Genomic DNA, 26,334 nt, shown 5'->3' with positions numbered 1-26,334 from the left:
TTCTAAGATTCTAACTCTTAATTCCAATATATTCTTTAAAATGGGTTCTTTTCTAAATGCGTATTAACTCAATCCTGAATTAATAAATCTCAGGCCTCCGATCTTCGATGATGGAACCAGTTTGCCTGATCTCTTTTATCTTTTCAAGATCAATTTCCCCTATTAGAGCACACTCTTCACTTCCGGCTTCTGCCAGAATACGACCCCATCCGTCGGCAATAAAAGATCTGCCAGGATAAGTTGAGAACCTATCGTTTCCCGCTCTGTTACAGGCGATATGTGGCAGTTGGTTTTCAATTGCTCGAGAAAGGGACATAATACGCCATGGATAGATATAAAAATCAGGCATATCTGAAGCCGAAACCAGAAGATCTGCTCCTTCGAGAGCAAGTTTCCGGGAAACTTCCGGATACCGGATTTCGTTACATACCATAAGCCCCATGGAGAGGTCATACTTTTTCAGCCGAATAGGATGTATATCTTCTCCAAGTGCAAAATATTCTTTCTCAAGACCGTAAAGCTGAGTTTTTCGGTGGATACCAACTAGCTTTCCGGACTCAATGCAGAACCCCAGGTTGAACTGAGGAGGGATGTTCATTTCACTGTTGAATTCTGCACCTACTCTTTGTTCTATCATCGAGCCTGCAAGGATACATTCGTATTCCTTTGAAAAATCACATAAGGCTCCAATGGTAGGACCTGAAGCAGTTTCAGCTACTTCAGCTATGTGGTCATAACAGAAACCAGTAGAGAAAACTTCCGGAAATGCAAGTAATTCAGCTTCTTTCGAAACCGCTTCTTCTGCCAGGGAGAGGGCACGCTCAAGATTTTCCTTTTTTGAGCAAAGGGAGATATTCATCTGGATACAGGCAGCTTTCATGGTTGTCACTCTTTCATTGCACGAAGTATAAGTTATTTTACTTCATAAAGTTACTCCATTTCATAGTTAGATGGAGTTCCAGTACAAGCTGAAAGAAACCTGAAAAGAAACCAAATAAGGCTTTACAGGCGAAGTATATGAAAGAATGTTAAAGAAGGACTGTTAAAGAAAGACTGCTAAAGAAGGACTGTTAATGAAGATTGCTAAGAGAGATTACTAGAAAGAAACAGTGGGAAATTTCAACCGGAAAAGACAGAAGAGAACAGGCAAATCGGATATATCAGTAAATTATTCAATCTGTTTTTCTGGTCTCGTTGACTAAGCATCCTCGTTTTTTAAGTAAATTAGCTTATGGAGGAAATCAATATTAGTTAGAACTTCTCCGGCTTTTTACAGATTTGTACAGGGATTGGAGGTTTTGCTGATTTATGGGAGTCGTTTTTGTTTGGTTTTTAAAGGGTGTTCTACTGGAGGCTTTTTTTGAATTTTTTCATGATCTAACAGATCGAGACTTTTATAGGGTTAATAAAGGGATCAAAACTTTTTAAGGTATTATTACAGATTGTTTCCGAAAAGTTTTTTGGCCTGCCCAACCACGTGTCTTTTTCCGGTTTATTTCTAGAATTCAGATTTTTGTTGATCGGACAACCCCGAGGCTTTCCATAATTTCCATTTCCGCTGGAGTGATAAACATGCCGTTGCTTAACAAAAACCCATGCAAAACGGGTTTGAGAGAAGTCTCCTGGGTTGCGTCTTTCATTTCTGAAACTCCTTTTGTTTGGTTGTAGTCCATTATTTGAGACATAAACTACGGAAATAGATTACCGTGTTGTAATATAAATAAGTTTCTGTTACATGAAGTAAAATTAGTTTAGAAAAGTTAATAGCCTGTTAGATAACATATATCTCCAATCCTTGAGAAAGACACCAAAACCAACAAGAAAAACACTTTCATTTCCAGTCAAACTTCATTTAACCAAAAATTTTTTAACCGTTTTTCAGAACAAAATTGGTTCTTCGCTACTTCGAGTGGGTAACTTACATTTAGTTCCAAAATGTTGAAGTCACATATATCAAATATATAACCAGTTGTTGCTGAAAATCACATTCAAGCTTGATATTTTACTATCTGGTCTGAATACCTTCTAACTAAGCAATTATTTTCAATCCATAAAAAACAGTGAAGAGTTGTTTAATCCTAAATTCTATTCTAACCTGCCTCAACCTTACAGTTTAATCTTCTCCAAACTCGCAGTCAACTCTCTTTTTCCTCTCAAACTCATTCTTCACTTCAGCCGAAACTCTGTTAAAAGGACATCCAAAATAGATACAACGGCAACACTCATACCTCCATATCGTTAACAAGAAAATCGAAATAGAAACAAGGTAAGCACCCAATAGAAACGGTTCTTTCAAAAGCCAGGGAACAGGAAAGAGAAGCACAACCAGAAACCCAAGAATAGTAACGGCAAGATCGAATTTTCCCGGAGGATACGGCCTGGATCTGAAATGCTTCGGCCAACCCCAATTCATCATGCATCTCACTTTTTTTTCACTCATTACATAGTAAGGGCAATGGGTGCAGAAAAAACGCTGTTCCAAGACATAAAAATGAAAGAAAACTAAGAAAATATAGGCAAGTACCCACCCTGTTGAGTAAATACCAATTGCAAGTCCCGCCAAAAATAGAAGAAATAAGGTTACGAAGTACCAGTAGAGAAAGTCCTTAAATTCATGTTGTATTTTAAGTGAAGAATATCTGTTTGAGCCTGATATCCGAAATTCATTTCCAGAAAGATCAAAGTTATCTGAGAGATTACCTCTATTTTTAAAATTTTTTTGTATTTTTGCTGGCACCCGATTCATAGGACACTCAAAGTTAATACACTTTACACACTCATATCGATGGGCTGTCAGAAAGAACAGTACCCATGCAACAATATAAGCTCCTAGAAGTAGATGGTCACTGATAAGCCAGTAAACCGGAAAAAGGAATACGGGCAAAGCCCCAAGAACAGTAATAATCTTTTCAAAAAGACTGAGAGGTCCGGGACGATCTTTAAAAATTTTTGGTACTCCAGAAAGCATCATGCACTTTACCCAGCCTTTGCTCTGGATATAGTAAAAACAATGAGTACATGCGAACCTGAATTCGATAACCAGGAAGAAAAAAAGGGCTATTCCTATGTAAACCGCTACCCATTTAATCGAATCCCTAATGATTGCGATTGAACCGATCAGGAAAGGTATCACGTTTAAGAAATTCCAGTAGAGACGGTCTTTAATAGAATGTTCCGTTTTGAGAGGAAGAGAAATGCCTGAAGAGGACATGAGAAGTTTTTGGGAAAGGAAAAGGTATAAAGGTTTGGATTTTACGATGTTTACTGGAAAGCAACCTTTTGTGGAAGAGTAATTTTTGAAATAGAATCAAGATTACGTGAAAAGATACAAAATGATAAACTATAAAAAGACACATACTCAAAGTTCTAAGTAGGACTAACATATTTTTTGAGTGATCTAATGGCAGTTCCAGATTATCAATCCTTAATGCTTCCTTTGCTTAAATATGCAGGAGATGGAGAAGAGCATAAAATTCGCAATGCTATTGAGCATCTTGCAGAAGAGTTAAGATTAAGCGAAGAAGAAAGAAGAGAACTTTTGCCAAGTGGCCAGCAAGCTGTATTTAATAACCGAATTGGATGGGCATGTACTTACCTGAAAAAAGCTGGCTTGCTTGATTCTGGAAGAAAAGGATATTTTTCCATTACCCAGAGAGGCCTGTATGTCCTTAAAGAAAATCCTGCATCTATTGATGTTAATTTTTTGAAACAATACAAAGAATTTAATGCTTTTTATAACAGAGACAAGCCTACTTTAATCGATAAATCAGAAATTCCAAAAATAGAAAGGAAAAAAGACCTGGATCCTGAAGAGTTCCTTGAAATAGCATATCAGGAGCTGCACAACGAACTCGTTTCAGAAGTTATCTCTATCATAAAAAAATGTTCAGCCAGCTTCTTTGAATCACTTGTTGTTGATATTTTGACAAAAATGGGATATGGAGGCTCAAGAGCAGATGCAGGAAAAGCAGTTGGTAGAAGTCACGATGGTGGGATCGATGGAATCATAAAGGAAGATAGGCTTGGACTTGATGTAATTTATATTCAGGCAAAACGCTGGGAAGGTACCGTCCCAAGACCTGAAATCCAGAAATTTGCAGGTGCTCTGATAGGAAAGAAAGCAAAGAAAGGAGTCTTTATAACAACCTCTACTTTTTCAAGAGAAGCTATTGAATATGCCAATTTCACAGGGAACATTGTGTTGATTAATGGAGAAACACTTGCAAGACTAATGATTGAGTATGATGTGGGAGTTTCAAAAGTAAAGTCTTACGATGTTAAAAAGATTGACACTGATTATTTTGACAATGGATTAAAGTAACTATATTTTTATTTTTTTATTTGGTTACTGAATAAGTCCATCCCAAAACTAATTTTACCTCAAATTAGTAAAGTTTCAAAACTATTTTTGTGATCAAAAAACAATTGATTATTCGGAATATGGGATTCAAATAAGTAATTTTGAGTTTTGGAACCAGTTATTCAATAAATACATATACTTGAAGCCACAATAATAGTTAGAAATCGAACTAAAAGAGTGAAACATGCAAATGTAAATATATCAAAAAAGAGATACTAGTTATTAATGTAAACTTTGATGGGGGAGATTCCAGAAGAAAATATAATTTTTTGAATGAGATTTCCCAATTTGAGAATAAAGTTGCCTTTTAAGAGAATTTTAAATTGATTTAGGATAAATAAGGAAATCGAAATAACACAAATGTATTAACCTGCGCTTGCAGGAGAAAAGATATATATCTATATTCAGGTGATATAAAACCGATTCTAATCTGCTTAATTTATAAAAATAAGTTTAGAAATTAGAATCAAAGACCGAAAACCCAGACATTAGCCTGGGAGGACGTCGTGTGATAAGTCATGAAGAACATGCTTAAAACTACAATTTTGCTTGCCACCCTTACAGGCCTCATGGTTCTGATAGGAAGCCACTGGGGTACGGGCGGAATGATTATTGCGTTCCTGTTTGCAATAATTATGAATCTTGGAAGTTACTGGTACAGCGACAAAATAGTACTCAAAATGTACAGGGCAAAGGAAGTTTCACCTGCGGAAGCTCCGAACCTGCACAGGATCGTCGATGGACTGGCTATGAAAGCAGGAATCCCAAAGCCCAAAGTGTATATCGTAGAATCCGGAATGCCAAATGCCTTTGCAACCGGAAGAAACCCAGAGCATGCGGCTGTGGCTGCTACAACAGGAATACTTCAGCTACTATCTTATGAAGAAATGGAAGGCGTGCTGGCACACGAGCTTGCACATGTGAAGAACAGAGACACCCTGATAAGTGCCATAGCTGCAACCCTTGCAGGTGTTATCACAATGCTTGCTCACTGGGCACAATGGGCTGCAATTTTCAGCGGCTTCGGCGGCAGTAGAGATGATGATAATGGAGGAATCATAGGCCTCATCGCGATGGCAATTCTAGCGCCTATCGCTGCAACTTTGATTCAGCTTGCAATCTCAAGGTCAAGAGAATATGCAGCTGATGCAGAAGGAGCCAGCATATCCAGAAAACCCTGGGCTCTTGCCAGTGCCCTTGAAAAACTCGAATATGGGAACTCTCACTACAGTCCGAGAGTTTCAGACGTGCAGGCAAAGGAAAGCAGCGCCCACATGTTTATTGTTAATCCATTAAAAGGAGGAGCAATCCAGTCTCTCTTTAGCACTCACCCAGCAACCGATGAAAGGGTAAGGCGCCTTAGGGCAATGAGGGTCTGAGAATATTTCTCAGACCTTTATTTTTAATTCTTTTATCCAGGATTTTTTTAGTTTTCCAAGTGTTTAATTTTGATCCATTTATTCAGAGATTGTTTTATCCGGATTTTAATTCAGTTTATATCCAACTGCTTATTTTTCTTTAAATTTTATTTGATCTCTTTTCCGTATTTTTTGTCCGGAATTTTCATATCCTTTTTTTGCCCGATATTTTTTTAAATCGTGCATGATATATGCTATCAATATACATAGTGAGATTTTAAGTTATATTTTAGAGAAAGAACTTATAAAAGAAAGTGGTGAGTAAAGAAAAAAGAATAAATAACTACCTATGTAGAATATTGTACCATATTTAGCTATGGGAAAATGTATCCGAAAAATCCCAAAAATTAGAGACATTGGTCAAAGTGCCGGATTTGAGATATTTCGGATCAGGATATCAATTGTGCATACCCTATCTTGATTTTATCGGGGAATTTTCAATGGAAGACAGATTTGAAATTGGCAGAATTGTCAGGGCAAAAACGATCTCTGATGCATGGTATCGCGGGCTTAACATTATCCAAAATCACGGACAGGTTATTACGGATGAAAGAGGAAGCCAGATCAGGGAATTTATGGACTTGATGATCATAATTGAAAATCCCTACACTGACAGAATCCCGCATGAGACTGCCTGGAATGAAGAAAGACTTGAAGAGTATGCAAAACAACTGATCTCAGGGGAAAATACACAGGACTTTGAATACACATACGGGCAGCGCCTTCGGGACTGGAATGGAAAGGTAGATCAGATAGATTATGTGATCGAAAAGCTGCAGAAAAATCCTACTTCCAGACGAGCAATCGCAGTTACCTGGATTCCTCCGGTAGATACAAAAGTTAATGAAGTCCCCTGTATGATGCTCGACGACTTTAAAATAAGAGATGGAGAGATACACCTCACAACTCTCTTCAGAAGCCACGACTTTGGGGGAGCCTATCCGGCAAACCTCTATGGGCTCTCGAAACTCCTAAAGTATGTGGCTGATAGGGTGGGAACAGAACCCGGAACAATCACAACTATCAGTATCTCAGCACATATCTATGAGCACGACTGGGATATGGTAGAGAACATCGTAAAAGGGGTGAACTGAGTTTTAAACTAAGTTCTAAACTAAGTTCTAAGTTCTAAACTAAGTTCTAAGTTCTAAAATGAGTTTTAAACTAAGTTCTAAGTTCTAAAATGAGTTCTAAAATGAGTTTTAAACTAAGTTTTAAACTAAGTTATGAATCATACTCGAAATATTCAATTTTGTTGTTATTAGCAGCGTTGTAAAAAAGTTATTCAGAAGCTAGAAGTAAGCACCTGAATCTCATGAAAAATCCAATAAGAAACAGAAGAGATCTGGTACACATGCGTGTTTCTATTGACAAATCCTCGATCAAAGGGAAAGTCTTTGCTCCACCTTCAAAAAGTTACACTCACAGAGCTGTAACTCTGGCAGCTCTTTCAAAAGAATCAACCGTCAGGCGTCCCCTGATTTCAGCTGATACTCTTGCCACGGTCCGGGCTTCCGAGATGTTTGGGGCCTCGGTTGAGAGGAACGAAGACAGGCTTATTATTCACGGAATTAATGGAAAACCAAATGTCCCTGATGACATAATTGATGCTGCAAATTCGGGGACAACTCTTCGATTTATGACTGCAGTAGCAGCACTTACTGATGGGATTACAGTGCTTACCGGAGACACCTCCCTTCGTACCCGGCCAAACGGGCCTCTTCTTGAAGTTCTCAATCAATTGGGAGTAAAAGCCTGCTCCACTCGAGGAAACGAGAGAGCTCCACTTGTCGTTAAAGGCGGACTTAAAGGACAAGATGTGAGTATTGACGGTTCTATCAGTTCTCAGTTTATCTCGGCTCTTTTAATAACCTGCCCGCTTGCCGAAAACAGTACCACCCTTTCTATTACAGGAAAACTTAAGTCACGACCTTATGTGGACGTAACCCTTGAAATGCTTGAACTTGCAGGCATTAAAGTTCATGTAGATGACAGTAATGGTACCAGATTCATAATCCCGGGAAAACAGAAGTATGATTTCAAAGATTATACTGTTCCCGGAGACTTTTCCTCTGCATCCTACCTCCTTGCAGCCGCAGCTATGATAAGCGGATCTGAGGTTACAGTCAAAAACCTCTTTCCTTCAAAACAGGGAGATAAGGTAATCATTGAAATCCTGAGACAGATGGGAGCAGATATTACCTGGGATAAAAAAGCAGGCAATGTGACCGTCAGGGGAGGAAGACAATTAAAAGCTACAACTTTTGACGCCGGGGCAACCCCTGACCTTGTCCCTACCGTTGCTGTCCTGGCCGCAGTTGCTGAAGGGACTAGCAGGATTGTAAATGCCGAGCATGTCAGATATAAGGAAACGGACCGCTTGCAAGCCCTTGCAACCGAACTTCCGAAGCTTGGGGTAGACCTAAAAGAAGAAAGAGATAGTCTGACCATTACCGGCGGAAAACTGCATGGAGCATCAGTGCATGGCTGGGATGACCATAGAATAGTTATGGCTCTTTCAATAGCAGGAATGTTTGCAGGAAATACAACAGTTGACACAACAGAAGCTGTATCGATTTCTTACCCGGACTTCTTTAAAGATATGCGCAGCCTTGGAGCAAAAATTGAGGATATTTCGGAAGAATAAATTGAAAATACAATAAAGATTTCTAAGTGCAGATTAGAAGAAGATTAGAAGAAGATTAGAAGAAGATTAGATGAAGACCAGATGCAGATTTAATATAAGTTTGATAACTGATAGTAAAAGGTATCCTCAGAATTTAAATGTTTTCTTGTTAATATATTCTTATTAACGTTTTCTTTTTAATACATTCTTTTTAATAATTATTGATATTTTTTAATATGTTTTAATATGTTTTAATGTATTTTAATGTGTTTTAATGTGTTTTAATATGTTTTGATATTTTCTTTTTGATTGACCTCCAATAGGTCAAAAAATCAGTTTCTTCCTAAGTGAATCCAAAGTGAAACCCAGGAATGATAAGAAATGACATAGTACTTATACAAAATATTCCATATTTGAGTATATGGAAATGAGGTGTAGGTGTGGAGATACTTGCATAAGGCCTATTTCGGAAGCGCTAAAAGACATTGAGTTATTCTATAAACCATGCAAAGATTGCAAAACAGAAAAAATAAAGAAATTCTCTCCTCTAGCAGAACAAATTAACTTAGATGAAATAGATAACGATTTTGGAAGTTGTAAATGCGGTAAGAGGCATCTTGATATTGTAATGTCTCACGTGCTAAAAATAATGATCAATGAAGGAATAAAAGACAAAAAAGCTAATTTAAGGAACTCATGTATACCTCTTGTGACTCCTGGTTATCTAACTGATTCTGTTCCCTATTTACCTAAGGGTTCTTTAGTAATATTATCTGATAAAGTGGATAAAAAATGTGCTGAAAGAATTATAACGGAAGTTAGGGAAGTTAGAGGAGTTTTAAAGGGAGATATAAGAAAAACTGTGGGTATAAAAGATTCGGATTCAAATCCTCATGTATATGAACTTCTTGCTGGATGCGATCTGAGATGTGATATTGTACAGACTCCTTATGGTGCTTTAGGAATATACAAATATCAGCGTGAAATTCACATAGAGTTCCCACAGGTAAAATCGCCCAAAATAGAGATACTTGAAAAAGCTTTGAAAGATTATGATAAGCCTACTGTTCTTGATTGTACATGTGGCCCTGGGACTTTAGGAATCGCATGCCTTAAAGCCAACGCGCAAAAAGTTGTTTTCAATGACATATGGAGCCCTGCAATAGAAATTACTTTGATTAATTTAGAAGCTAATGGGTTTCCAGTCAAATTTTCAGGTAGTGAAAAAGGATTAATAGCATCTGGAGACAAATTTGAAGTTTATAATATGGATGTAAGAGAATTAACGAATTATTTAGATGAAAAATTTGATATTTGTATTATAGACACATTTCCTGGTGTGGATACAATAGAATTTGTTGAAGCTGGAGAAAAATTAGGCAAAAAAGTTGTTGTGGTTTGAGGGAGAATTATATGAGCTTATAACGGTAGAAATATTGTTTGATAGCCCTATCAATAAAAGGTGGAAACCATTATCCAATGCTTGAATTTGTAACCCTCGTAGCTGACAATCCCTTTTTTTAGCCGGAATATCCATTATATCAGTAAAACAATGAAAAAGACCTTTTTTCCTCAAGAAATCATAATTCCGGAAAAACAGTAAAGAAAAACCAGTATAGAAAAAAAGACAAAAAGTAGACCTTCTGGCCTACTCTGTTTTAGTATGTTCATTTATTGAGTTTACTTTGCTGGAATGACGAGGGATCTCTCACCAGCAGGCACGAACTCTCTCATGGCACCGCGGCCGAACTCTCTCCTGGGCTCAGCGAAGTTGAAGGGCAGGAGGTCGTCAGCGAAGCAGACCTTGATGAGTGGGTTGACGGTGAATGCGTCTCCGCGACCTGAGTGGGCTGCCTGAGCGATACCTGCGTATCCACCCTGGTGACCGACGTTCATTGCATAGTTGGGGTAGTTTGGACCACGGAGTTCGTCTGGGAGACCTTCGTCGCCCTGGTAGGACAGAACATTTGTGGCACCACACTGATCCTGCAGGTCGAAACCGAAGAATCCGAGTCTGCCCCATGCTTCCTTGTGCAGGTACATGGAGAGGTACCAGCCAGATAGACCGGCGTTTGCGTTTGCGGTTGCAAGTGAGCAGGCAACACCGGCTGCGGCTGCGAGCACAGTTGCTCTCTGGGATCCACCGAAGTGGTCTTCAAGGGCAGTTGGGAACTTCTCGTAGGTCTCGATACCGTAGAGTGTGGACTCGGTTGCGATGTCCTTTACGACGTCGAGGCTTGCCTTTACCTTGTTGTCCTTGCCGACGTTTGCAGCGCCATTGTACTTGTCGTTGATGTAGTCAACGTCGTAGTACACGTTGTTGTCAAGGATATCATCAGTGTATGCAGCTGTTGCATACTGTGTGAATCCGACACCACCGGACATGTAAGATCCGAGCCAGATCTGGTCGTAGAGCATACAGCCTGCACCGACGACTTCAAGAGCGATCTTTGCTGGGTCTTTGGAGACACGGCTTGTCTGGATGATATCTGACAGGTGACCGAAGGAAAGTCCACCGGGCTCGTTAGGTCCACGTGCACGCCTTGCTGGGAGCATTTCACCCATGGAAACAGCAGCTGCGTGTTTTGCAGCAAAGGAAAGGTCAGCGACGGCTGCTTCACCAGCACACATTGCGTATGCGGAGATGAAAGACATACCGATCTGCATGGCTGCCCACCTTGTGGTCTGAGCACCATCTGTTGTTCTGGAGACAATTGTTGGGATGTGGATTGCCTGCCAGGATGTCTTGCCGATGGAAGCCTTAATCTGAGCTGCCTGTTCTTCTGAGAACTCCTTGTTGATGTCAATAAGGTACTGCTTGTCGATTTCGTCTGCAAGGGCGTCGTCACCTGTGAAGACTTTCACGTAACAATCGTCAACAAGAGCAGGGTGGGTTTCGACCATCATTTCCTGAACCACTGCTGCACCGGGCATGGCGTGGTTAAGGACTTCAAGGTAGTGGTTGATGGTTTCAGGAGTGACTTCCTTACCCAGCCTCTTCTCAAGGGTCTCGTGAGCCATGTCAAGACCGACAACACAGGTCCTCCTGATGTCATCCCACATCTGCTGCATTGCAGCGTTGTTGACGTAGTGCAGGTCATCAGGCTCTGCAACAATGTCAGTGCCGGAGATGGTGTAAGGAGTAATTGCACGCTGACCAAGAGGAGCACCGGAGTGCATCATTGGGTTGTAGAATGAAATACCTCTCTTCTCAGCAATTTCCTTACCGGCTTTAATCATTTCGACCTTTCTGGGGTCCTGCTCAGGGCCTAACCTCAGGAACTTTTCAGTCTTGCCGGTGATGTCACCACCAGTCTGCTTGTTTGCACCAAATTCCTGTGCGAACTTGACTTCCATATCCTTTTTAAATTTTGAGAAAATGTCTGCTGCCATTGTGGTCACCTCATTTTGGCTGGAAACCGAATTTTGTCCTCTGATCGAATATCCTGTGTACCCATTCAACGACTTCTTTGTCGTCTCTGAAGGCTACGTTGTCCACACGGTAAATGGTAGTCCTCTTTGCAGCTTCTTCACTGGACATTGGCTTGCCGAGATCTACTTTCCTGTCGAGTGGGATTGCAACCTGATCCTTGTCCATTATGATAGTACCGTTTTCAAGTCTTCTCCTGTCGAGCATGTCGAACATTACACCGTCTTCCTGGAGACGGACAGAGTGACCGTGCACAGTTGCACCACGCACACCTGCGAGTGCATGGTCAGTGATTTCGGTTTCCATCTGAACCTTTGCGCACTGTTCCATATCCCTTTCACGGGCTTCAACGATCTGACGGCCTGAAAGGGTACCTGGGTCTACACCTCTGAAGTTGATTGCTGCAAAATAGGATCTGAAATATGGGGTTGCAGGCGCGTTGTACATTGAGTCAGCAAACTGAATGTACCTTACTCTGTCTCCTGCTGCTGCACCGGGTGTAGGTACAACGTTTTCACGGGTCGAACATGCAGGCTCTCCCATCTCTGCAAGTGGTGGGTGGGTGCTTGGATAGTCGCTTCCTGGGGCACGGTGCCCGAGAACTGCGGTTAAGTCTTCGTCTGAAATTTCCCTGAGTTTCTCAAGTTTTCCAGACATGTGTTTTCTTCTGTTAGCGGCAACTGATGTTGCGCCTGGATAAAATTGTCTTTCGTAAGCCATCTCATGCAACTCCTTTATGATCTTCTAACTGGTCTAATGTAGTCTTGACGTATTTAATGATAAGATTTAGTTTGTCCCTGGGACAGGAATCACCGCGTGTAACTCCACTCACCATATTCATCACAATTCCTTTTGTACGAATATTTTCATCCCTTGGCATTACCAATCTCGTCTTTATCCCTGCCTCTGCAAAATCCTCAAAATCTACCGGGATCTGGCTGACTACAATCGCCGGAATATTAGCCTGGCTCAGGATTTCCCTGGTCTTTCTAACCACATGATCCTTGATATTTCCGAGGTGAATCACGGCCAGCTTGTGCATTTCAATCTGTGCTACTTCTACCGGACTCAGTACAAAAGACCCGGTTCTCATACCTGATTCAGGAATTCCGGAACCAGAGTATAGTACCAGCACACTGACCTGAATGTTTTCTTTCCTCATGCCGTATGTGATCTCACATACCGGCCTTGTAATATGTCTCTGGCCGGGACTCATGGCAATAGCTACTACCTCAGCACGGCCGGCTTCCGAAAGAGTACCTCGCTGGGCAAGCCCTCCTCCTTTACCAAGTCCTGCACCGCATCGGCAATCAACTACCTGCGTTTCCCGATCAATCATCATACGTTTTCACTCATCTTTGTCCTTTGTCTCTTCTTGTTCACCTTGTTTCTCGATAAAGATGAGCTGGTCTGTCTTGGCTTTAGGATCTACCATACCAAGCAACCGAGGATCTGTTTCAGGACCAAGTTTAGCATAGTCAGTTACAGTAGGCTTTTTCCTGAGGAAATGCCCTTCCCTGAATTCAAAGGGAAATGGAAGCAATTTTTCGCAAACTTCCCTGATCTGTTCTTTAGCTTCGGCGTTTGAAAGTTCAACCCTGATCCTGCCCACACAGACCTTCAATTCGATAACCTGATCTCCAATCTGAATAGGTTTTCTCAGTGGATGTTCCACTTTTTCCCCAGTACCGGGGCCGGCAGACACCCTATCAGGCAGCCTGTTGCCCTGCACCATGACGCGGATTACCCCGTCCACCTTGTAGATTTCGCCCATGAGCTTCTGAGCCGTTTCAGGGGACAGGATTCTACTGGGAAAAATTTCGATTTGAATAGAATCTTCCGTATTTGAAGCAGAGTCTGACATCTTTAGACCTTTTGAGTTATATGCTTAGAGCACTCCTGCAACTGCCTTAATCGGCTCGCGGAATTCTGGTATTGCACCAAACACGTCACCTATCAGGCCGGATGTTGATTCGATTGAGAACATCTGGGTACCTGCATCAAGAGCGACTGCTGCGCATACACAGGGGATTGCGAATCCTCTGGAGTGTCTGGTAACGACGTGGTTACCGTTGAAGACACCAGGCCCACCGCCACCATAGATGGAGTGGCTGAAGAATGAGAACCCTACCGCGGTACCTTCTACTTTACCGTAGTCACATCCTGGGAGACCAGTTTCCTTCTCAAGGATATCATTGAAGTAGAGAAGTGTTGAGGAAACGTTCTGAGCTGCACGGCCTGCACCACAGTTCACGAGAGTGGCTGCAAGGGTACCGACTGCTGCACAGGCATTCCACTTGGGGACGTCGTTTGCTTTATAGAAGTTGTATCCAGAGGGAGCGGTCTTGTCAACGGAGATAATACCAGCTTCAATTGCCCTGCGGACAACGGATTCGATAACGGTTCCAATGGTTCCATCCTTACCGTTTTCCTTAACAATGTCGTATAAGAGATTGTTGGCGTTGAGACCCTGGTATGCAAGACCGAGGAGCTGATGCCTCTCGAACATACCGACTGCTCCACCCATCTCGAAGATACCAGACTGCTCGTAGATGGAAGAGAGAGCTGATGCGTTCATTGCATTCCTGTTGGAGATTGCTGCAACGTGGTTGGCCATAATGTTCCTGAGGGAGAAGCCAAGACCTTCATTGTTCTGAGGGATGCTGAGAATACCCTGAACCTGACCGCCCATGAGATCCATTGTCTGTGGGTAGCTTCCCCAGACAGCTGCTTTTACGATAGGAGCATCATAAGGATCGGTTCCAAACATGTCCATAATAGTCTGGGTGACTGCTGCTGCACCAACTGTTGTTGCGGACATGAAGTCGGCACCTGCAATAATCCTGGATTTTGGGGACTGGATCAAGAGGCTCTTTCCGCCTTTGACTTTGATGACATTGGTATCGTCGCCTTCATCGACCTGGACGAGTTTTTTAACATTTTCTGCAATTGCATCAGCATTGCCTACAATGTCATAGTTAAGTCCGCGGCCTAAGATCTGACGGCCCTTTCCGCCCATCTTGCCACTGGCAAGTGCACCCTGAATACCTGCGAGGTTGACTGCAACTGACCTCTTAGTGTCCATGATGATCGATTGAATTGCTGCGTTTCTTGTTGGAGCAAGGCTCATAATGTCGACATTGCTCTCGAGCAGTTTTCCTCTGTCGTCGTAGATGTCTACTGTGTCAGACACTTTAATTTCCTCCTTAATTTATTAAAATCATTTTGGGACTGGTCACCTACTCGAGTGCTTTTGCACTCAATAAATCAAGTACCGCTTTGTTTTTAAGTGTCCACTATTCCCAATGAAATCTCATTCGTTTAGAAGGTACTTAAATCTTTTGTGTTCTCCGATAAATTAATTTATGTGTTTTTTTTAAAATATATTTTATTAATTTGTAATCTATTTTTGTAGAAATATATAAGAAAACAGTATCAATCGAAAAATGAATTTTCAATGTACTTAAAGCCTGTTAAAAATATACTAAATTACTTAATAAAAATATTGCGCAGGAAAATGACAAAATAGTATTAAATTTATGAATATGTTGTTTTACACCTGAGAGTCATACCAAAAAGAATTAGTAATATCTTAGTAATACGAAAGTTTAATATGGAAGTAGTTGTCGACGTAGGCGGAAATCCAGGAGTAGATTGTAGAGGCTTTTGCAAATATTGTTATTTCAAAAAGGTTAAAGACGTTCAGCCTCTGGGCTGCAAGTATTGTCTCCCTTTCAAAAAGGGATGTGACTACTGCACACGCAGTGTAAAGGAATCATATTCAGGTTTCAAGCCTCTTCAGATAGTACTGGAGGAAACTTCAAGAAAACTCTATTTCGCAAGTGGAGAGATTAAAAAATTCACTATTAGCGGAGGAGGCGATTTAAGCTGTTATCCTGAACTGAAAGATCTTGTCTCTTTTTTATCTCAGTTCAAGATCCCCATACACCTTGGGTACACAAGCGGAAAAGGTTTCAACAAGCCTGATGATGCTCTTTTCTATATAGACCATGGAGTCACAGAGGTAAGTTTTACCGTCTTTGCGACTGATCCGGTTTTAAGAGCTGAATACATGAAAGATCCGGAACCCGAAGCGTCTATACAGGTTCTACGGGACTTCTGTGCTCATTGTGATGTATACGGAGCGATGGTTATCATTCCTGGAGTAAATGACAGAGAGATCCTTGATAAAACCCTCAATGATCTTGAAACTATGGGTATAAAAGGAGCTATTCTAATGAGATTTGCAAACTTTACGGAAAATGGACTTATCCTGAATAACTCCCCTATTATTCCGGGCATAATCCCACAAAACATCCAGGAATTCACAGAGCTGGTACGTAATTCTGCATCAAAGCACCCTTCTATGAGGATCACAGGAACCCCGCTTGAAGATCCCTTAATTGGCTCTCCTTTTGCTATCAGGAATGTACCCGAAGCTCTCGAAAAACTTCCAAGGACAACAAAAAGAGCTACTGTTATTACAGGCCAGATAGCAGCCCCAAGAATGAGGGAAATCTTTGAAGCTCTTGGAGGTTCCGTGAATGTTGTTTCCCCAAAAAAAGACATTGGATGCCTCATTACTATTGAAGATATCAAAAATATGGACCTCTCTGAAGTCAGCGAGACTGTTTTTATCCCGGGTAGGGCTTTTGTTCATGATATGGAAGTTAAAGAGGCCTTAAAAAGAGATGGAGTTGACAGGCTTATTCGCAGGGGTCCGGAACTTCTCTCCGTAGACGGCGAAATGTCGATAGGCATGAACAAAGAAGAAGTTCTGGAACTGGAAATTAAAAACTTTACCGAACTTATAGGGCAGATTAATGCCCTCGGGCTACCTATAAAATAAACCAGGTTATATCAAACCCAGCCTTAATCTGAGTAAAAAAAGGTGGAAATTATTAAAAAAATGATTATGTAGAAGATACAGATAATCAAACAGATAGTATATAAATAGGCCTATAATTATATAAATACGTGAAAAATATATAGAAAAATAATAAACTTTAAGAGAGTAGATTTTTCCCTATAAGAAACAGTCAAAACTTGAAAAGAATCTCTTTTCGAAAGGAGGATAGGACTGTTTGCAGTAAAATAAGAGATCTGGTTAATAATAAGAGATCTGGTTAATAAATACTTCTGTGTTTTAGGGCTCTCAAACTGCCCTGCCTCCTTTCAGACAACCAGAATAATTTATTTTAAATTTTAATATCTCGTGCCATTCCTCCTCAGCGCGCAGATCCAGACATGAAATCTGAAAGTCCCAGTTGTTTAACCCTGTGATTTTCGAATAGAGAACATATATCTTTATCCAAAAGTTCAATTCTCTGTTGGGTATAGCTAGAAACTCCGTACCGTTCCCCAATTTCTTTTGAGATTTCAAGATATTTACGAACAGCTCCCTCGTGTACGGTCAGTACTACATTACCTCCGCACTTAGGGCAGACTCCAGTTAACGGAGGGCGCCTGAACTTTGCTCCACACTTTATACAGCGCATCCGCTGCCTAGAAAAGGCACGGAGATTTCCTAGCAGATCAGGAAGGAAATGAGACTTGAGCACTCTTTCAGCTACATCAGGAGCATCTACTGCCCTTATTTTGTTAGCAAGTGAAAGTTGAGCCTCCATTTTTTCTATCATGCTCCCAAGAGTCTTATACGAAGAATTGAGAGGACCTGCAGCAATATCAGAAGTATCATGTGTGAACATAAAATGCTCGTATTGTTCCGGAGTTCCAAGTCGACTACTCACCAGATCCATAATACCTTCAAGCTCTGTAGGATTTTTGATCTCCTGAGTAGCCCTGTAAAACTCCAGAGGGTATCTTGCAGGCACATCTATATTATGTGCCTCCTTATCCACTTCTTTAGGATCGATTCTCGTAGTAAGTACAAGAGGAGCATCCATTTTCCCACCTCTTTTCTCTGGGAGATAAGCCCTTGAGAAATTAAGGATTCCATCCATGAGTAACATTATGCAATCTTCGTCTCCATCACAGTTCCTGCGTTTTGAAGCGTGAAAAAAGGGATGAGCATAGCCGACTGAAGCTCTCGTAAATCCTATTAAACGCCCCAGTACGCCTGCGGAGGTATGTGGAGCAAGCCCTATGAGCAGTACGCCTACAAGATCCTGAATTGTTTTGGCATTGTAATAGGGTTCAACTCCATAATATTTCACAAGCAGGTCATCCACATATTGTGCGGTACGCAGCATATACCCGCCCCCGTCATAAGAAATCACAAGATCCTGAACCTTCAGGCAGACGATTTGATCATCTCTTTCGAGGGGATTTCCGTAAATGTCTTCCACATAACCGAGTTCCCGGAGTTTAGCTGCGGTTATTCCGATTTCATCAGCCCTGATATGTGTAAGAGGGATATCTGACATATCATAGCGGACAGTCCCATCCTTAAAAATATAGACATCATGTTTTGCCCTCAAGATTCCCTTTTCCAGGGGTTCGGGGGTCATCTGCCCGTTCATGAGCCGTTTTACACCTTTAATGAGGTCCATTTTCTCTCTTTCCCCTACATTCTCAAAAGCCTGCTTGTATATAGAACGGAAATCCAGTTTGACATTTGCAACAGAAGTTAGCTTTCTACCGCATTTAGGGCAGGTCTCAGAGTTTCGAACCTCAATTTTACAGCGAGGACAGAAGAGTTTGGGACGGGTATACTCTCCGCAATCACAGCGCCAGAAATAAGTCTCTTTCCCACAGGCAGGACACTCTCTGATTCCCATCTCCACTTCAATTTCGCCTATTTTCCCATTCATGGAGGCCGAATAATTTGAAGCGGCTACAAGATTCCGCGTAAGTCCTCCAGCATTACCTATAGGAAAAAGAACCTGAGCTGCAGGAGACATCTTTCTCAGGTTAGATTTTTCCGGTCTTCCCATCCTTGCTCCTATTCTCGAGGGAGCCCTCGGAAGAACTTTAAATCCACTTAAAAGAGCCGCAGCATTTACCATGTTATCGGTATCAGGCATCTGGGCTTTCTCTTTCAGATGGCAGTCAAGCCCAAGACAGAGAATAAAAGGAAGAGCTTCTTTAATCAGGATTGTGCCAGCTTTTACCCTGTGAAGTACAAGGAGTTTTTCAAGTATGAGTTTGACACCATTCTCCATACAGGCTTTCAGGGGCAACCTGAGAATTTCGTCTTCAACCGAGAAATTTCCTTTCTCGATCACGAATTCCCTTAAAGCCTCAAATTCAGTTCGATTTATGTCATGCCATAAATACGTAAACTTCGGATGTAGAGGGACATCGTATTCCTCCGCAAGCCTGAGAGCCAGAACCGACGAAGGATCTTTCAACTCGTCTTCAGGTATCTTCTCAGAACAAGCTGCTTCATAGTCGTAACGCCACCATTCAAAAACGTAAGGCGAAGGCATGAGAGGATGGTTGTTTTCCAGGAAATCCCCATAATTAATCAGGATCTCTCCAATATCTACTATTACCTCGACCTGCGGGCGAAGCTCATAAGCTTCCTTTATATCATCTATACGAACAAGGTCTCCGGAATAAAGGCGCACGGTTGGCCCTTCAATTGAGTCTACAGCAGACATAGCTGCAGCCTTTCCAGGCCTTTCAACCTTGAGCTGAGTCCCATTAGTAATAAAATCATCAAGCAGAACCATAGTAGACGGATTGATCCCGGCAGCCGCAAAAGAAGTATTTCTGGACCGCCCGTAGCGGAGCCTGAACCCTCCTGGCCTTGAAGGATGGGAGAAAACCGGCCTGCCTGCAATCAGGTCTCTTATGTACTTATCCTTCGGCTTGATCTTATTTTTCTTCTCATCTTCTTCATCGCCTCCGGTTTTTGCACCTCCTATGAGGATATCCAGCCAGTCCCATCCGTCCATATGCAATTTATTAACGTGTTTCTTGACTTTGGGGGCTTTAAGGGCGAGCCCTTCGGCAAGTACAAGGCACATTCCCCCTCTGATACGGTTTGTCCCAATCCTTTCGAGATCCCTATGCCCCTCAACCTCAGCTTCTTCGGTTGGGTCTCCGTCAATACAGACAGGGCAATTCTTGACTATCAGGCGGATCTCGTCTTCCGAGGGCATATACTGCAAGCTTGCGACTCTTTTATAAAGAACGACCTCTTCTACATAACGCTCTACTTCCTCAGGCCTTGGCTTATAGCGGTCAATTCCTATCCCACGCCTTACGTAATCGCCAACGAGCACAGAAAGAGCCTGGGCTGTTCCACCTGCACTTCGGATAGGCCCGGAATAAAAAATTCGGATATACTCGGAACCATCGTCGTTCTTTCCCAGTTCGACCTTATTAATCCCTTCAATCGGGGCCGCAACCACTCCTTCTGTAATGACGGCCATGGAAACCCGGATTGCAGCTTCAACTGCATCCTTTTTTGTTGCGAAGTTTCCCACTTCTCCTTCTGCGACCTGACGCCCTATTTCGAGAGCACATTCTTCTCTTGACATTTTTTCTTCAAGCGCCCGAATCTTTGCAGCTACTCCTTCTACTCCTATAAGGTTCTCAACCCTATCCGCAAGATCTTTGGCAAGAGGAATTTCTACAACGGGCTTTGGGTCACCTCCACGAGCTCGAGCCGTATTTGCAATCTTAATAGCCTCTTTGAGCCTTGCTTCGAGTTCGTCAAAATATTCGTGCATTTCCTTACTTGCAATTGTTTCACCCATTAAAAAGCCCCTTTAAAAAAGAAAAATTGGTATTACCTCTGCTTGCGAAGAGATCCAGATGCGAAAATACTTGAAATTGAAGTTATAAAAAGGACAAAAATACCTACCCAGAGAAGATAGCTCCCTACTTTCTCCATGCCCAGAACTGTTAAAAGTAGGCCCACAGCCAGAACTACAAGATTAATCTTGTTTATTTTTTTATTCTGATCTACGACTTTTTTGTAAGCCCGCTTTTTTTCCAGATTTTCCTTTTTCTCGGCGTTCAAAGTTCTTCCCTCTCAAACACTAACTAGATATTCAATTTTGCATCACAATTGAGATTAAACATTGTATTACAATTGAGATTAAACACTGTATTACAATTGAGATTAAACACTGTATTACAATTGAGATTAAACACTGTATTACAATTGAGATTAAACACTACATCGTAATCGAGCTTAAACGCTATATTGCAATTGAGATTAACACTGTATTGTAATTGAGCTTAAGCAACAATCTTTATTGAGGACGCTTCCCTCAGTCGGTTGATGAGAGCTTCCCCAAGCCCAGAACGGCTGAAGGACCCATCAGCCACGATTACATCCAGCCCGTTCTTATCAAGCGTTCTGAGTCCTTCAAAGAGTTTCCTGGCAGCCACGTCCGGCTCTGACCTGGACCCCAGCAAAAAGCACTCATCTGGGCCCAGATTTTTTAAAGCAAGGACAGGTGCAGTTTCCTTACTGGTTTCCTCACTGAGAAGAAGCCCAACTTTCTGCCCTTCGATTATGTAACTTTCAAGTAATTTGACAAGCTGACCCGAAACCGATTTACCTTCTCCTTCGACAAGCACAACCTTTGTATCAGGGATATAATGCCCATATTTCTGACCTGCCTTCTTTTCCGGCAGATCCGATTTATCCCCAGCTTCACCGCTTTTGTATCCGGATCTAACCTTTCCTATAATACTTTCAAGCTCTTCGAGACTTACGGCCCCAGGCCTGAGCACAACAGGTGGCTCAACAGTCATATCAATTACAGTTGACTCAAGCCCTATGGCAGCCTCCCCTCCGTCAAGAATTGCATCAATCCTACCTGCAAGATCCGAGATGACATGGGCTGCAAGGCTTGGACTGGGCTTTCCTGACAGGTTGGCACTGGGAGCAGCAAGAGGAGTGCCTGCTCTCTTTATTAATTCCAGAGGAACGCTGTGGTCAGGCATTCGGACTCCTATTGATTTTAGTTTTCCTGAAGTAATGTCGGGAACAATGTCGTTTTTCTCCAGGATAATCGTAAGAGGGCCAGGCCAGAAAGCATCCATTAGCTTGAAAGCGCTTTCCGGGATATTTTTTGTCACTCTCTCAACATCTTCCTTTGAGTGGACAAGCAGGCTAAGGGGATTTCCCGGAGGGCGCTTTTTTGCCTCAAAAATCTTCAGGACTGCCTCGGGGTTCAAGCCGTCAGCTCCAAGACCGTAGACTGTTTCAGTGGGAAAAGCTACAGTCCCACCACGCTTGATAATCGCTGACGCTCTTTCAAGGACGGAATCAAAATTTTCTTCGGAAACCCGAAAAACCAGAGTATTTACTTTACTTCCGTTTTCTGCCTGCACAGGGGTAAACTCCTTTTCGATTAGAATTTTCTGTAGCTAGTTCTCTGGCTTATTTCTTCAGCCACTTATTGATGGCGGCTTCAAGTTCTCTGTGGTTTTTCGCATATTCCTGCAAGCTAACTCCTTCAAGAGATGCTTCGAGTGCCTGCCTGCAAGCAGTGGCTCCGGCTGCAGTACCCATTGGATGAGCGTGAATACCACCACCGAATTGCATAATAACATCCCTTCCGAAGATAGTGTACAGGTCAGGAATCATAGTAGGGGCAAGCCCTCCGGAAGCAACTGGGAACATGGGCTTCAACCCTCCCCAGTCCTGGGCAAGGACGTGCTGGCTTTCATCTGCAGGCACATTATCTAGAACACATTCGTCACGGAGAGACAGAACCTCGTGTTTTTCTCCGTGCATCTTCCCGACAACCGTACCTATGTGAAGCTGGTCAAGCCCGATCAGCCTGCAGAGCTTGGCAACTACAAGCATGCTTATCCCATGGCGTGGGTTCCGGGTATAGGCTGAATGCATGCATCGGTGGGCGTGGAGAGCTAATCCTGCATCGCCTGCTTCTTCCCTCAGGGTCTGAAGTGCAGTCCAACCTACAGGTACGATGTCGATCATCGCATAGCTGGCACCCAGGTCTTTAAGGATATTCATGCGACGGATCATTTCCTTACAGGTAGGAGCAGTGATATTACAGAGATACATTTTACGCTCTCCGGTTTCAGATTCTGCCTTTTCTGCAAGCTTCAGGGTAAGTTCAGCTCTTTTTTCAAATTTGTTAAATTTCTGATCCGTAAGGTTCTCATCATCTTTAACAAGGTCGCAACCGCCTGCAAAGGAATTGTAAGCCACTTCAGCATGTTTTTCGGAAGTTAATCCAACTTTCGGCTTGACAATAGTTCCTATGAGAGGCCTGTCCTGCACACCTGTAAGTTTCCTGATTCCTGGCAACCCGAATCCAGGACCTTTGAATTCTCGAAGCATTGACTTCGGGAAAGCTATATCCTGGAGTCTGAGATTGTCAACAATTTTCATACTCAAGATATTTCCTGCAACTGCGCTGAGTACCTGCGGGACCGAATAAAGTTCAAAGAGCTCTTCCGAATAAGCTACCCTTACAGTCTGTGCGTCCTCGTCCACGTAAAAAACATGTGGCTTTAGCCTGGCTGCAAGTTCGGGACTAAGCGTGGCAATTTCAGTCCAGGAATCTATGGAGCTTTCCCCTGCCATATGAGTTGCAGCTTCTTCAAAATTCACTCCTGCTGACGGTTCGATATGGAATTCACAGATAAAATCGGTATCTTTTGGGCTGTAGCCCGTGTCTATATAATCCCTTCGCATTGTTTTCCTCCTAACTTAATAAGTAAACTCCAGATGGTAATTTCCAGAATAAATATATTAGAATACACTAGATAGAATTAAAGTCCTGATTGAAGGAAGTAACTTAACATAAATAAAAACTTGTTTATTTGAGGAATCGAAAAAAGTAGTACGAGTGTATCCTCTTCAAATTGAGTTAATAACGTAAAAAGAAACAGAAAAACAATAGAATTCAATTTCGACAAAACATAATAAACAAAATTAACCATAATCTTGAGTTATTTAATTAAAATAGTGAAGAGCAAAAAGTATTTTCTTCAAATTCAATGTAAAGTTTACTGACTATAAAAATTTAGTTACTTTTAGAGATAACACATAATCCATGTATACTGGAATAAGTTAATCCATGCATACTGGAATAAGTATGTGAATATTTGAATAATCACATATTTTAGAGTTGTGTTGTTCTAAAGAGTGCTGAAATCTTAGTGATTTTGCTCTCCACTTCGTGATTTAAGTTACATTTCAGGTTTATTTTTTAGATTCGGCTTAAATAAATCTCTTAGTACGTCCTTAAGGTTTTTTTTATTCGTTTGAGACTGTGACTAAGTTAAACTGCTGTACCAGGTAAAACTGTCGGTTAAACGCGAACATTTTACTATCAAATACCGAGTACGAACAGCAAAATGAAATATACGATCATCGAGACAAGTCCAAGAGGTAATCCAAGCCTTGCCCATTCCTTACTGGTTATACCCAATTTGCTCGCAGAGATGATATTCGGGATATTTCCTGGGATCAACATTCCACCTGATATTAAAAGTCCCATTAGTACACTTTTTATCTGGAATTCGCTGAGGACAGGCCCTATCTCAGCAGCTGCGAGAGTGGCATTATCAAGGACAGCAGAAACCATGTTAATCCAGTAGAGAGCCATAGACGGAACCTGAATAAAGTACTCGAAAATGATAGGTTTGAACCCTTCTCCGAGCAATACGAGTGCTGCAATAAACACATAAACCTTGACAGCCCTCATTACAACATCTTTTACAGTCTCGTTATAGTCTGCAACTTCCATTTCATGCTCTTTTGTATCGGCTTTTCCAAGAAAAAACATTCCAACGATACCATAAGCAAGGATACCTGGAATTATATATTTTCCTAGCATATTAAATAAGAACGTGAAATCGGCATGGTAAGGTGCACCGGATAATTTTGAGACCGCGACTGTCGAAAGAGGTTCACCAAGGGGAGTAAGCGCAGCTCCAAGTCCAATTGAAAAACATGCAATAATTGTCAGGTCTATCTTGGATTTTCGTGAGAGAGGCATCGCATTAACCACCTCAACGAGAATAATTGCTGCAAGAATAGCTGACATCACGCTTGAAGTAAATCCAAGGACGACAATCAGAATAAAGGCCAGAATCCTGACTGAAAGCATGTCAGTCAACTTTCTGATTGCCTTGTGAATCGGGGCATGCCATTTATAAATAATCAAGCCGACGACAAGCACTATCTGGAATATGCCTATTGGAATGCCGAATATATCCCCAACATGCAGCGGTGCAGTTACTGCCTCTTCGATTATCTTCAAATTCCATCCCGTCTCTACACCCGGAATCTTAGCAAAACCTGATAGGGACATTGCAAGCACTCCGCATATGAAAAGAAATACTTCCAGATTCTCTTCAATAACATGTATTTTAAAAGGCCCTAGCAATACGGCCAGGAATATCACAAGAAATCCAATTAAAACTCCTAGGTCAAGAGCCATTACTTTTTCCTCCTCTGGTAATTTTTAGATTATTGATTGCCTGGGGAGACTTATATGTAGGAAAATATTACAAAGCCTCGAATATATGGTCATTAAAATGACCTGCTTTATTATATATTAACCTATAATACACCATTCAATAATATATTTATTCCGTTCATACTCGATTTAACGTCCTTGAAGCTGAAAAAAATCAAGCTTACTCTACAGATTACTTTGTATGAAAATTGATATTCAAGCTTGAAGAAAGTGTTTCTTTACTTCGCAATCAACATTGCAAACCATATACAAGGATTATAAGCAAGTTGTCAAGGCTAATTTCCTTTAATAAAGTCAGCAGAAAAAGTAAGAAGGAAACAATAATCAGACTCTGGAGAAGTTTACTCCAGTTGTCATTCCAACCAGGGGATTTCGGAATCTATCTGGTAACAATTATAGAAAAATGCCTAATGAAATATGGATGGTGTTTAGAGAAATAATAATTTGAATAAAACGCACATGAAATTATTCTAAATTGCAGGCACAAAAATATGAAAGTACTTGAAAGCACTTTCATGCTAAACGGACATGATATTCTTCGAATAACAGGCAAAAAGAAATGAAAGTACTCTACTTTACCCTTTTTTGACTATTGATCTAGTCATTACCTCGGGTAGTAAAGTTGTCCTAACTATGGTTTTTCAAACCATCGTTAAACTGATGCAGTGAATTGTTGTTGAAGGCTTAGATGTTAGTAAGCAAAAATTAAAAAAGAGCATTGTGAGCCAGTTTTGTTCTGTACTTTCATATTAAATATAATAAAAGTGTAACTGATTCTTTAAAATTCTTGCCGTTTAAAGGGTATTATCGAGATTCGATTTCAAGATCCAGTGATAAATTTAAAAATAAAATTACTGGATCTTGAAACTTAATCCTATTTACAATGATGAGCAGATTTTAAGTTTAGATCCCAAGCACAAAGACAACGACGAAATAGATAGCCATTATGATAAGGCCCATGGGTAATCCAAGTCTTGCCCATTCTTTGCTGGTTATACCAAGTTTTCCTGCAGAGATGATGTTCGGGATATTTCCTGGGATCAGCATTCCACCTGAAACTAAAAGCCCCATAAGGATGCTCTTTATCTGTAGTTCACTCATAGCAGGTCCGA

The 26,334-nt window shown here is 41.4% G+C and carries 20 protein-coding genes; 6 read left to right on the top strand and 14 right to left on the bottom strand.

Annotation, left to right across the window (positions count from 1 at the left end; translation table 11 throughout):
* Positions 1 to 79 precede the first annotated feature (79 nt).
* The 3 genes from A9239_RS17600 to A9239_RS17595 form a co-directional block, all read right to left on the bottom strand.
* The gene (locus A9239_RS17600; protein WP_048154045.1) at positions 80 to 880 is read right to left on the bottom strand and encodes a carbon-nitrogen hydrolase family protein; all 801 of its coding nucleotides are present in this window, start codon (positions 878 to 880) and stop codon (positions 80 to 82) included.
* Positions 881 to 1,505: 625 nt separating this feature from the next.
* Positions 1,506 to 1,640, bottom strand: a complete 135-nt coding sequence (locus A9239_RS20745) for a hypothetical protein (RefSeq protein WP_255361978.1) — start codon at positions 1,638 to 1,640, stop codon at positions 1,506 to 1,508.
* A gap of 473 nt (positions 1,641 to 2,113) precedes the next feature.
* Entirely contained in the window at positions 2,114 to 3,211 is a 1,098-nt protein-coding gene (locus A9239_RS17595; protein ID WP_230668984.1) for a hypothetical protein, read from the bottom strand.
* Between the two features lie 189 nt (positions 3,212 to 3,400).
* On the opposite strand from A9239_RS17595, the gene A9239_RS17590 reads away from it, so the two are divergent.
* The 5 genes from A9239_RS17590 to A9239_RS17570 all read left to right on the top strand — a co-directional run bounded on the left by A9239_RS17590 (position 3,401) and on the right by A9239_RS17570 (position 9,806).
* Positions 3,401 to 4,321: a restriction endonuclease gene (locus A9239_RS17590; RefSeq protein ID WP_048120713.1), complete on the top strand. Its 921-nt coding sequence runs from the start codon at positions 3,401 to 3,403 to the stop codon at positions 4,319 to 4,321.
* A gap of 557 nt (positions 4,322 to 4,878) precedes the next feature.
* The gene (htpX, locus tag A9239_RS17585; RefSeq protein ID WP_048120714.1) at positions 4,879 to 5,739 is read left to right on the top strand and encodes a zinc metalloprotease HtpX; all 861 of its coding nucleotides are present in this window, start codon (positions 4,879 to 4,881) and stop codon (positions 5,737 to 5,739) included.
* A gap of 479 nt (positions 5,740 to 6,218) precedes the next feature.
* Positions 6,219 to 6,872 (top strand): thymidylate synthase, encoded by a 654-nt coding sequence (locus tag A9239_RS17580; protein ID WP_048120716.1) that lies wholly within the window; start codon positions 6,219 to 6,221, stop codon positions 6,870 to 6,872.
* A 260-nt stretch (positions 6,873 to 7,132) separates the two neighbouring features.
* Positions 7,133 to 8,425 carry a 3-phosphoshikimate 1-carboxyvinyltransferase gene (gene aroA / locus A9239_RS17575; RefSeq protein ID WP_048123356.1) on the top strand — a complete coding sequence of 431 codons (1,293 nt, stop codon included), beginning with the start codon at positions 7,133 to 7,135 and terminating at the stop codon, positions 8,423 to 8,425.
* Positions 8,426 to 8,825: 400 nt separating this feature from the next.
* Positions 8,826 to 9,806, top strand: a complete 981-nt coding sequence (locus tag A9239_RS17570; RefSeq protein ID WP_048120718.1) for a 50S ribosomal protein L11 methyltransferase — start codon at positions 8,826 to 8,828, stop codon at positions 9,804 to 9,806.
* 278 nt (positions 9,807 to 10,084) lie between these two features.
* On the opposite strand, the gene mcrA is transcribed toward A9239_RS17570, so the two are convergent.
* From mcrA to mcrB, 5 genes are read right to left on the bottom strand one after another with little or no spacing between them, the layout of a single operon-like run.
* A complete protein-coding gene (gene mcrA / locus A9239_RS17565; protein WP_048120720.1) occupies positions 10,085 to 11,797 on the bottom strand; it encodes a coenzyme-B sulfoethylthiotransferase subunit alpha in 1,713 nt (570 codons plus the stop codon).
* Between the two features lie 10 nt (positions 11,798 to 11,807).
* Positions 11,808 to 12,554, bottom strand: coding sequence for a coenzyme-B sulfoethylthiotransferase subunit gamma (gene mcrG / locus A9239_RS17560; protein ID WP_048120721.1), 747 nt, complete (start codon positions 12,552 to 12,554; stop codon positions 11,808 to 11,810).
* 1 nt (position 12,555) lies between these two features.
* The gene (gene mcrC, locus A9239_RS17555) at positions 12,556 to 13,176 is read right to left on the bottom strand and encodes a methyl-coenzyme M reductase I operon protein C (RefSeq protein ID WP_048120722.1); all 621 of its coding nucleotides are present in this window, start codon (positions 13,174 to 13,176) and stop codon (positions 12,556 to 12,558) included.
* 6 nt (positions 13,177 to 13,182) lie between these two features.
* Complete coding sequence (gene mcrD / locus A9239_RS17550) at positions 13,183 to 13,698, bottom strand: methyl-coenzyme M reductase operon protein D (protein WP_048120724.1); 516 nt, start codon at positions 13,696 to 13,698, stop codon at positions 13,183 to 13,185.
* 24 nt (positions 13,699 to 13,722) lie between these two features.
* A complete protein-coding gene (mcrB, locus tag A9239_RS17545; RefSeq protein ID WP_048120725.1) occupies positions 13,723 to 15,027 on the bottom strand; it encodes a coenzyme-B sulfoethylthiotransferase subunit beta in 1,305 nt (434 codons plus the stop codon).
* 420 nt (positions 15,028 to 15,447) lie between these two features.
* Here mcrB and mmp10 point away from each other — a divergent pair, with 420 nt between their 5' ends.
* Positions 15,448 to 16,683: a methyl coenzyme M reductase-arginine methyltransferase Mmp10 gene (mmp10, locus tag A9239_RS17540; RefSeq protein WP_048120727.1), complete on the top strand. Its 1,236-nt coding sequence runs from the start codon at positions 15,448 to 15,450 to the stop codon at positions 16,681 to 16,683.
* Between the two features lie 379 nt (positions 16,684 to 17,062).
* Here the strand turns inward: mmp10 and A9239_RS17535 are convergent, their stop codons facing one another.
* The 6 genes from A9239_RS17535 to A9239_RS17510 all read right to left on the bottom strand — a co-directional run.
* Positions 17,063 to 20,503, bottom strand: a complete 3,441-nt coding sequence (locus A9239_RS17535; RefSeq protein WP_048120729.1) for a DNA polymerase II large subunit — start codon at positions 20,501 to 20,503, stop codon at positions 17,063 to 17,065.
* A 32-nt stretch (positions 20,504 to 20,535) separates the two neighbouring features.
* Entirely contained in the window at positions 20,536 to 20,769 is a 234-nt protein-coding gene (locus A9239_RS17530; protein ID WP_048120731.1) for a hypothetical protein, read from the bottom strand.
* A gap of 221 nt (positions 20,770 to 20,990) precedes the next feature.
* Entirely contained in the window at positions 20,991 to 22,094 is a 1,104-nt protein-coding gene (locus A9239_RS17525; protein WP_048120733.1) for an L-threonylcarbamoyladenylate synthase, read from the bottom strand.
* A gap of 49 nt (positions 22,095 to 22,143) precedes the next feature.
* On the bottom strand, positions 22,144 to 23,430 hold the full coding sequence (rbcL, locus tag A9239_RS17520; RefSeq protein WP_048120735.1) for a type III ribulose-bisphosphate carboxylase: 1,287 nt from the start codon (positions 23,428 to 23,430) through the stop codon (positions 22,144 to 22,146).
* A gap of 640 nt (positions 23,431 to 24,070) precedes the next feature.
* Positions 24,071 to 25,183: a DUF1646 family protein gene (locus tag A9239_RS17515; RefSeq protein ID WP_048120737.1), complete on the bottom strand. Its 1,113-nt coding sequence runs from the start codon at positions 25,181 to 25,183 to the stop codon at positions 24,071 to 24,073.
* A 942-nt stretch (positions 25,184 to 26,125) separates the two neighbouring features.
* Positions 26,126 to 26,334, bottom strand: a 209-nt coding sequence (locus A9239_RS17510) for a DUF1646 family protein (RefSeq protein ID WP_141706509.1), incomplete at its 5' end; no start/stop codon positions are given.

The sequence above is a fragment of the Methanosarcina sp. A14 genome (genome assembly GCF_001729375.1).
Classification (GTDB): domain Archaea; phylum Halobacteriota; class Methanosarcinia; order Methanosarcinales; family Methanosarcinaceae; genus Methanosarcina; species Methanosarcina barkeri.
Note: the sequence above shows the minus strand (reverse complement) of the source record. Positions and strands in the feature narration are given on the sequence as shown.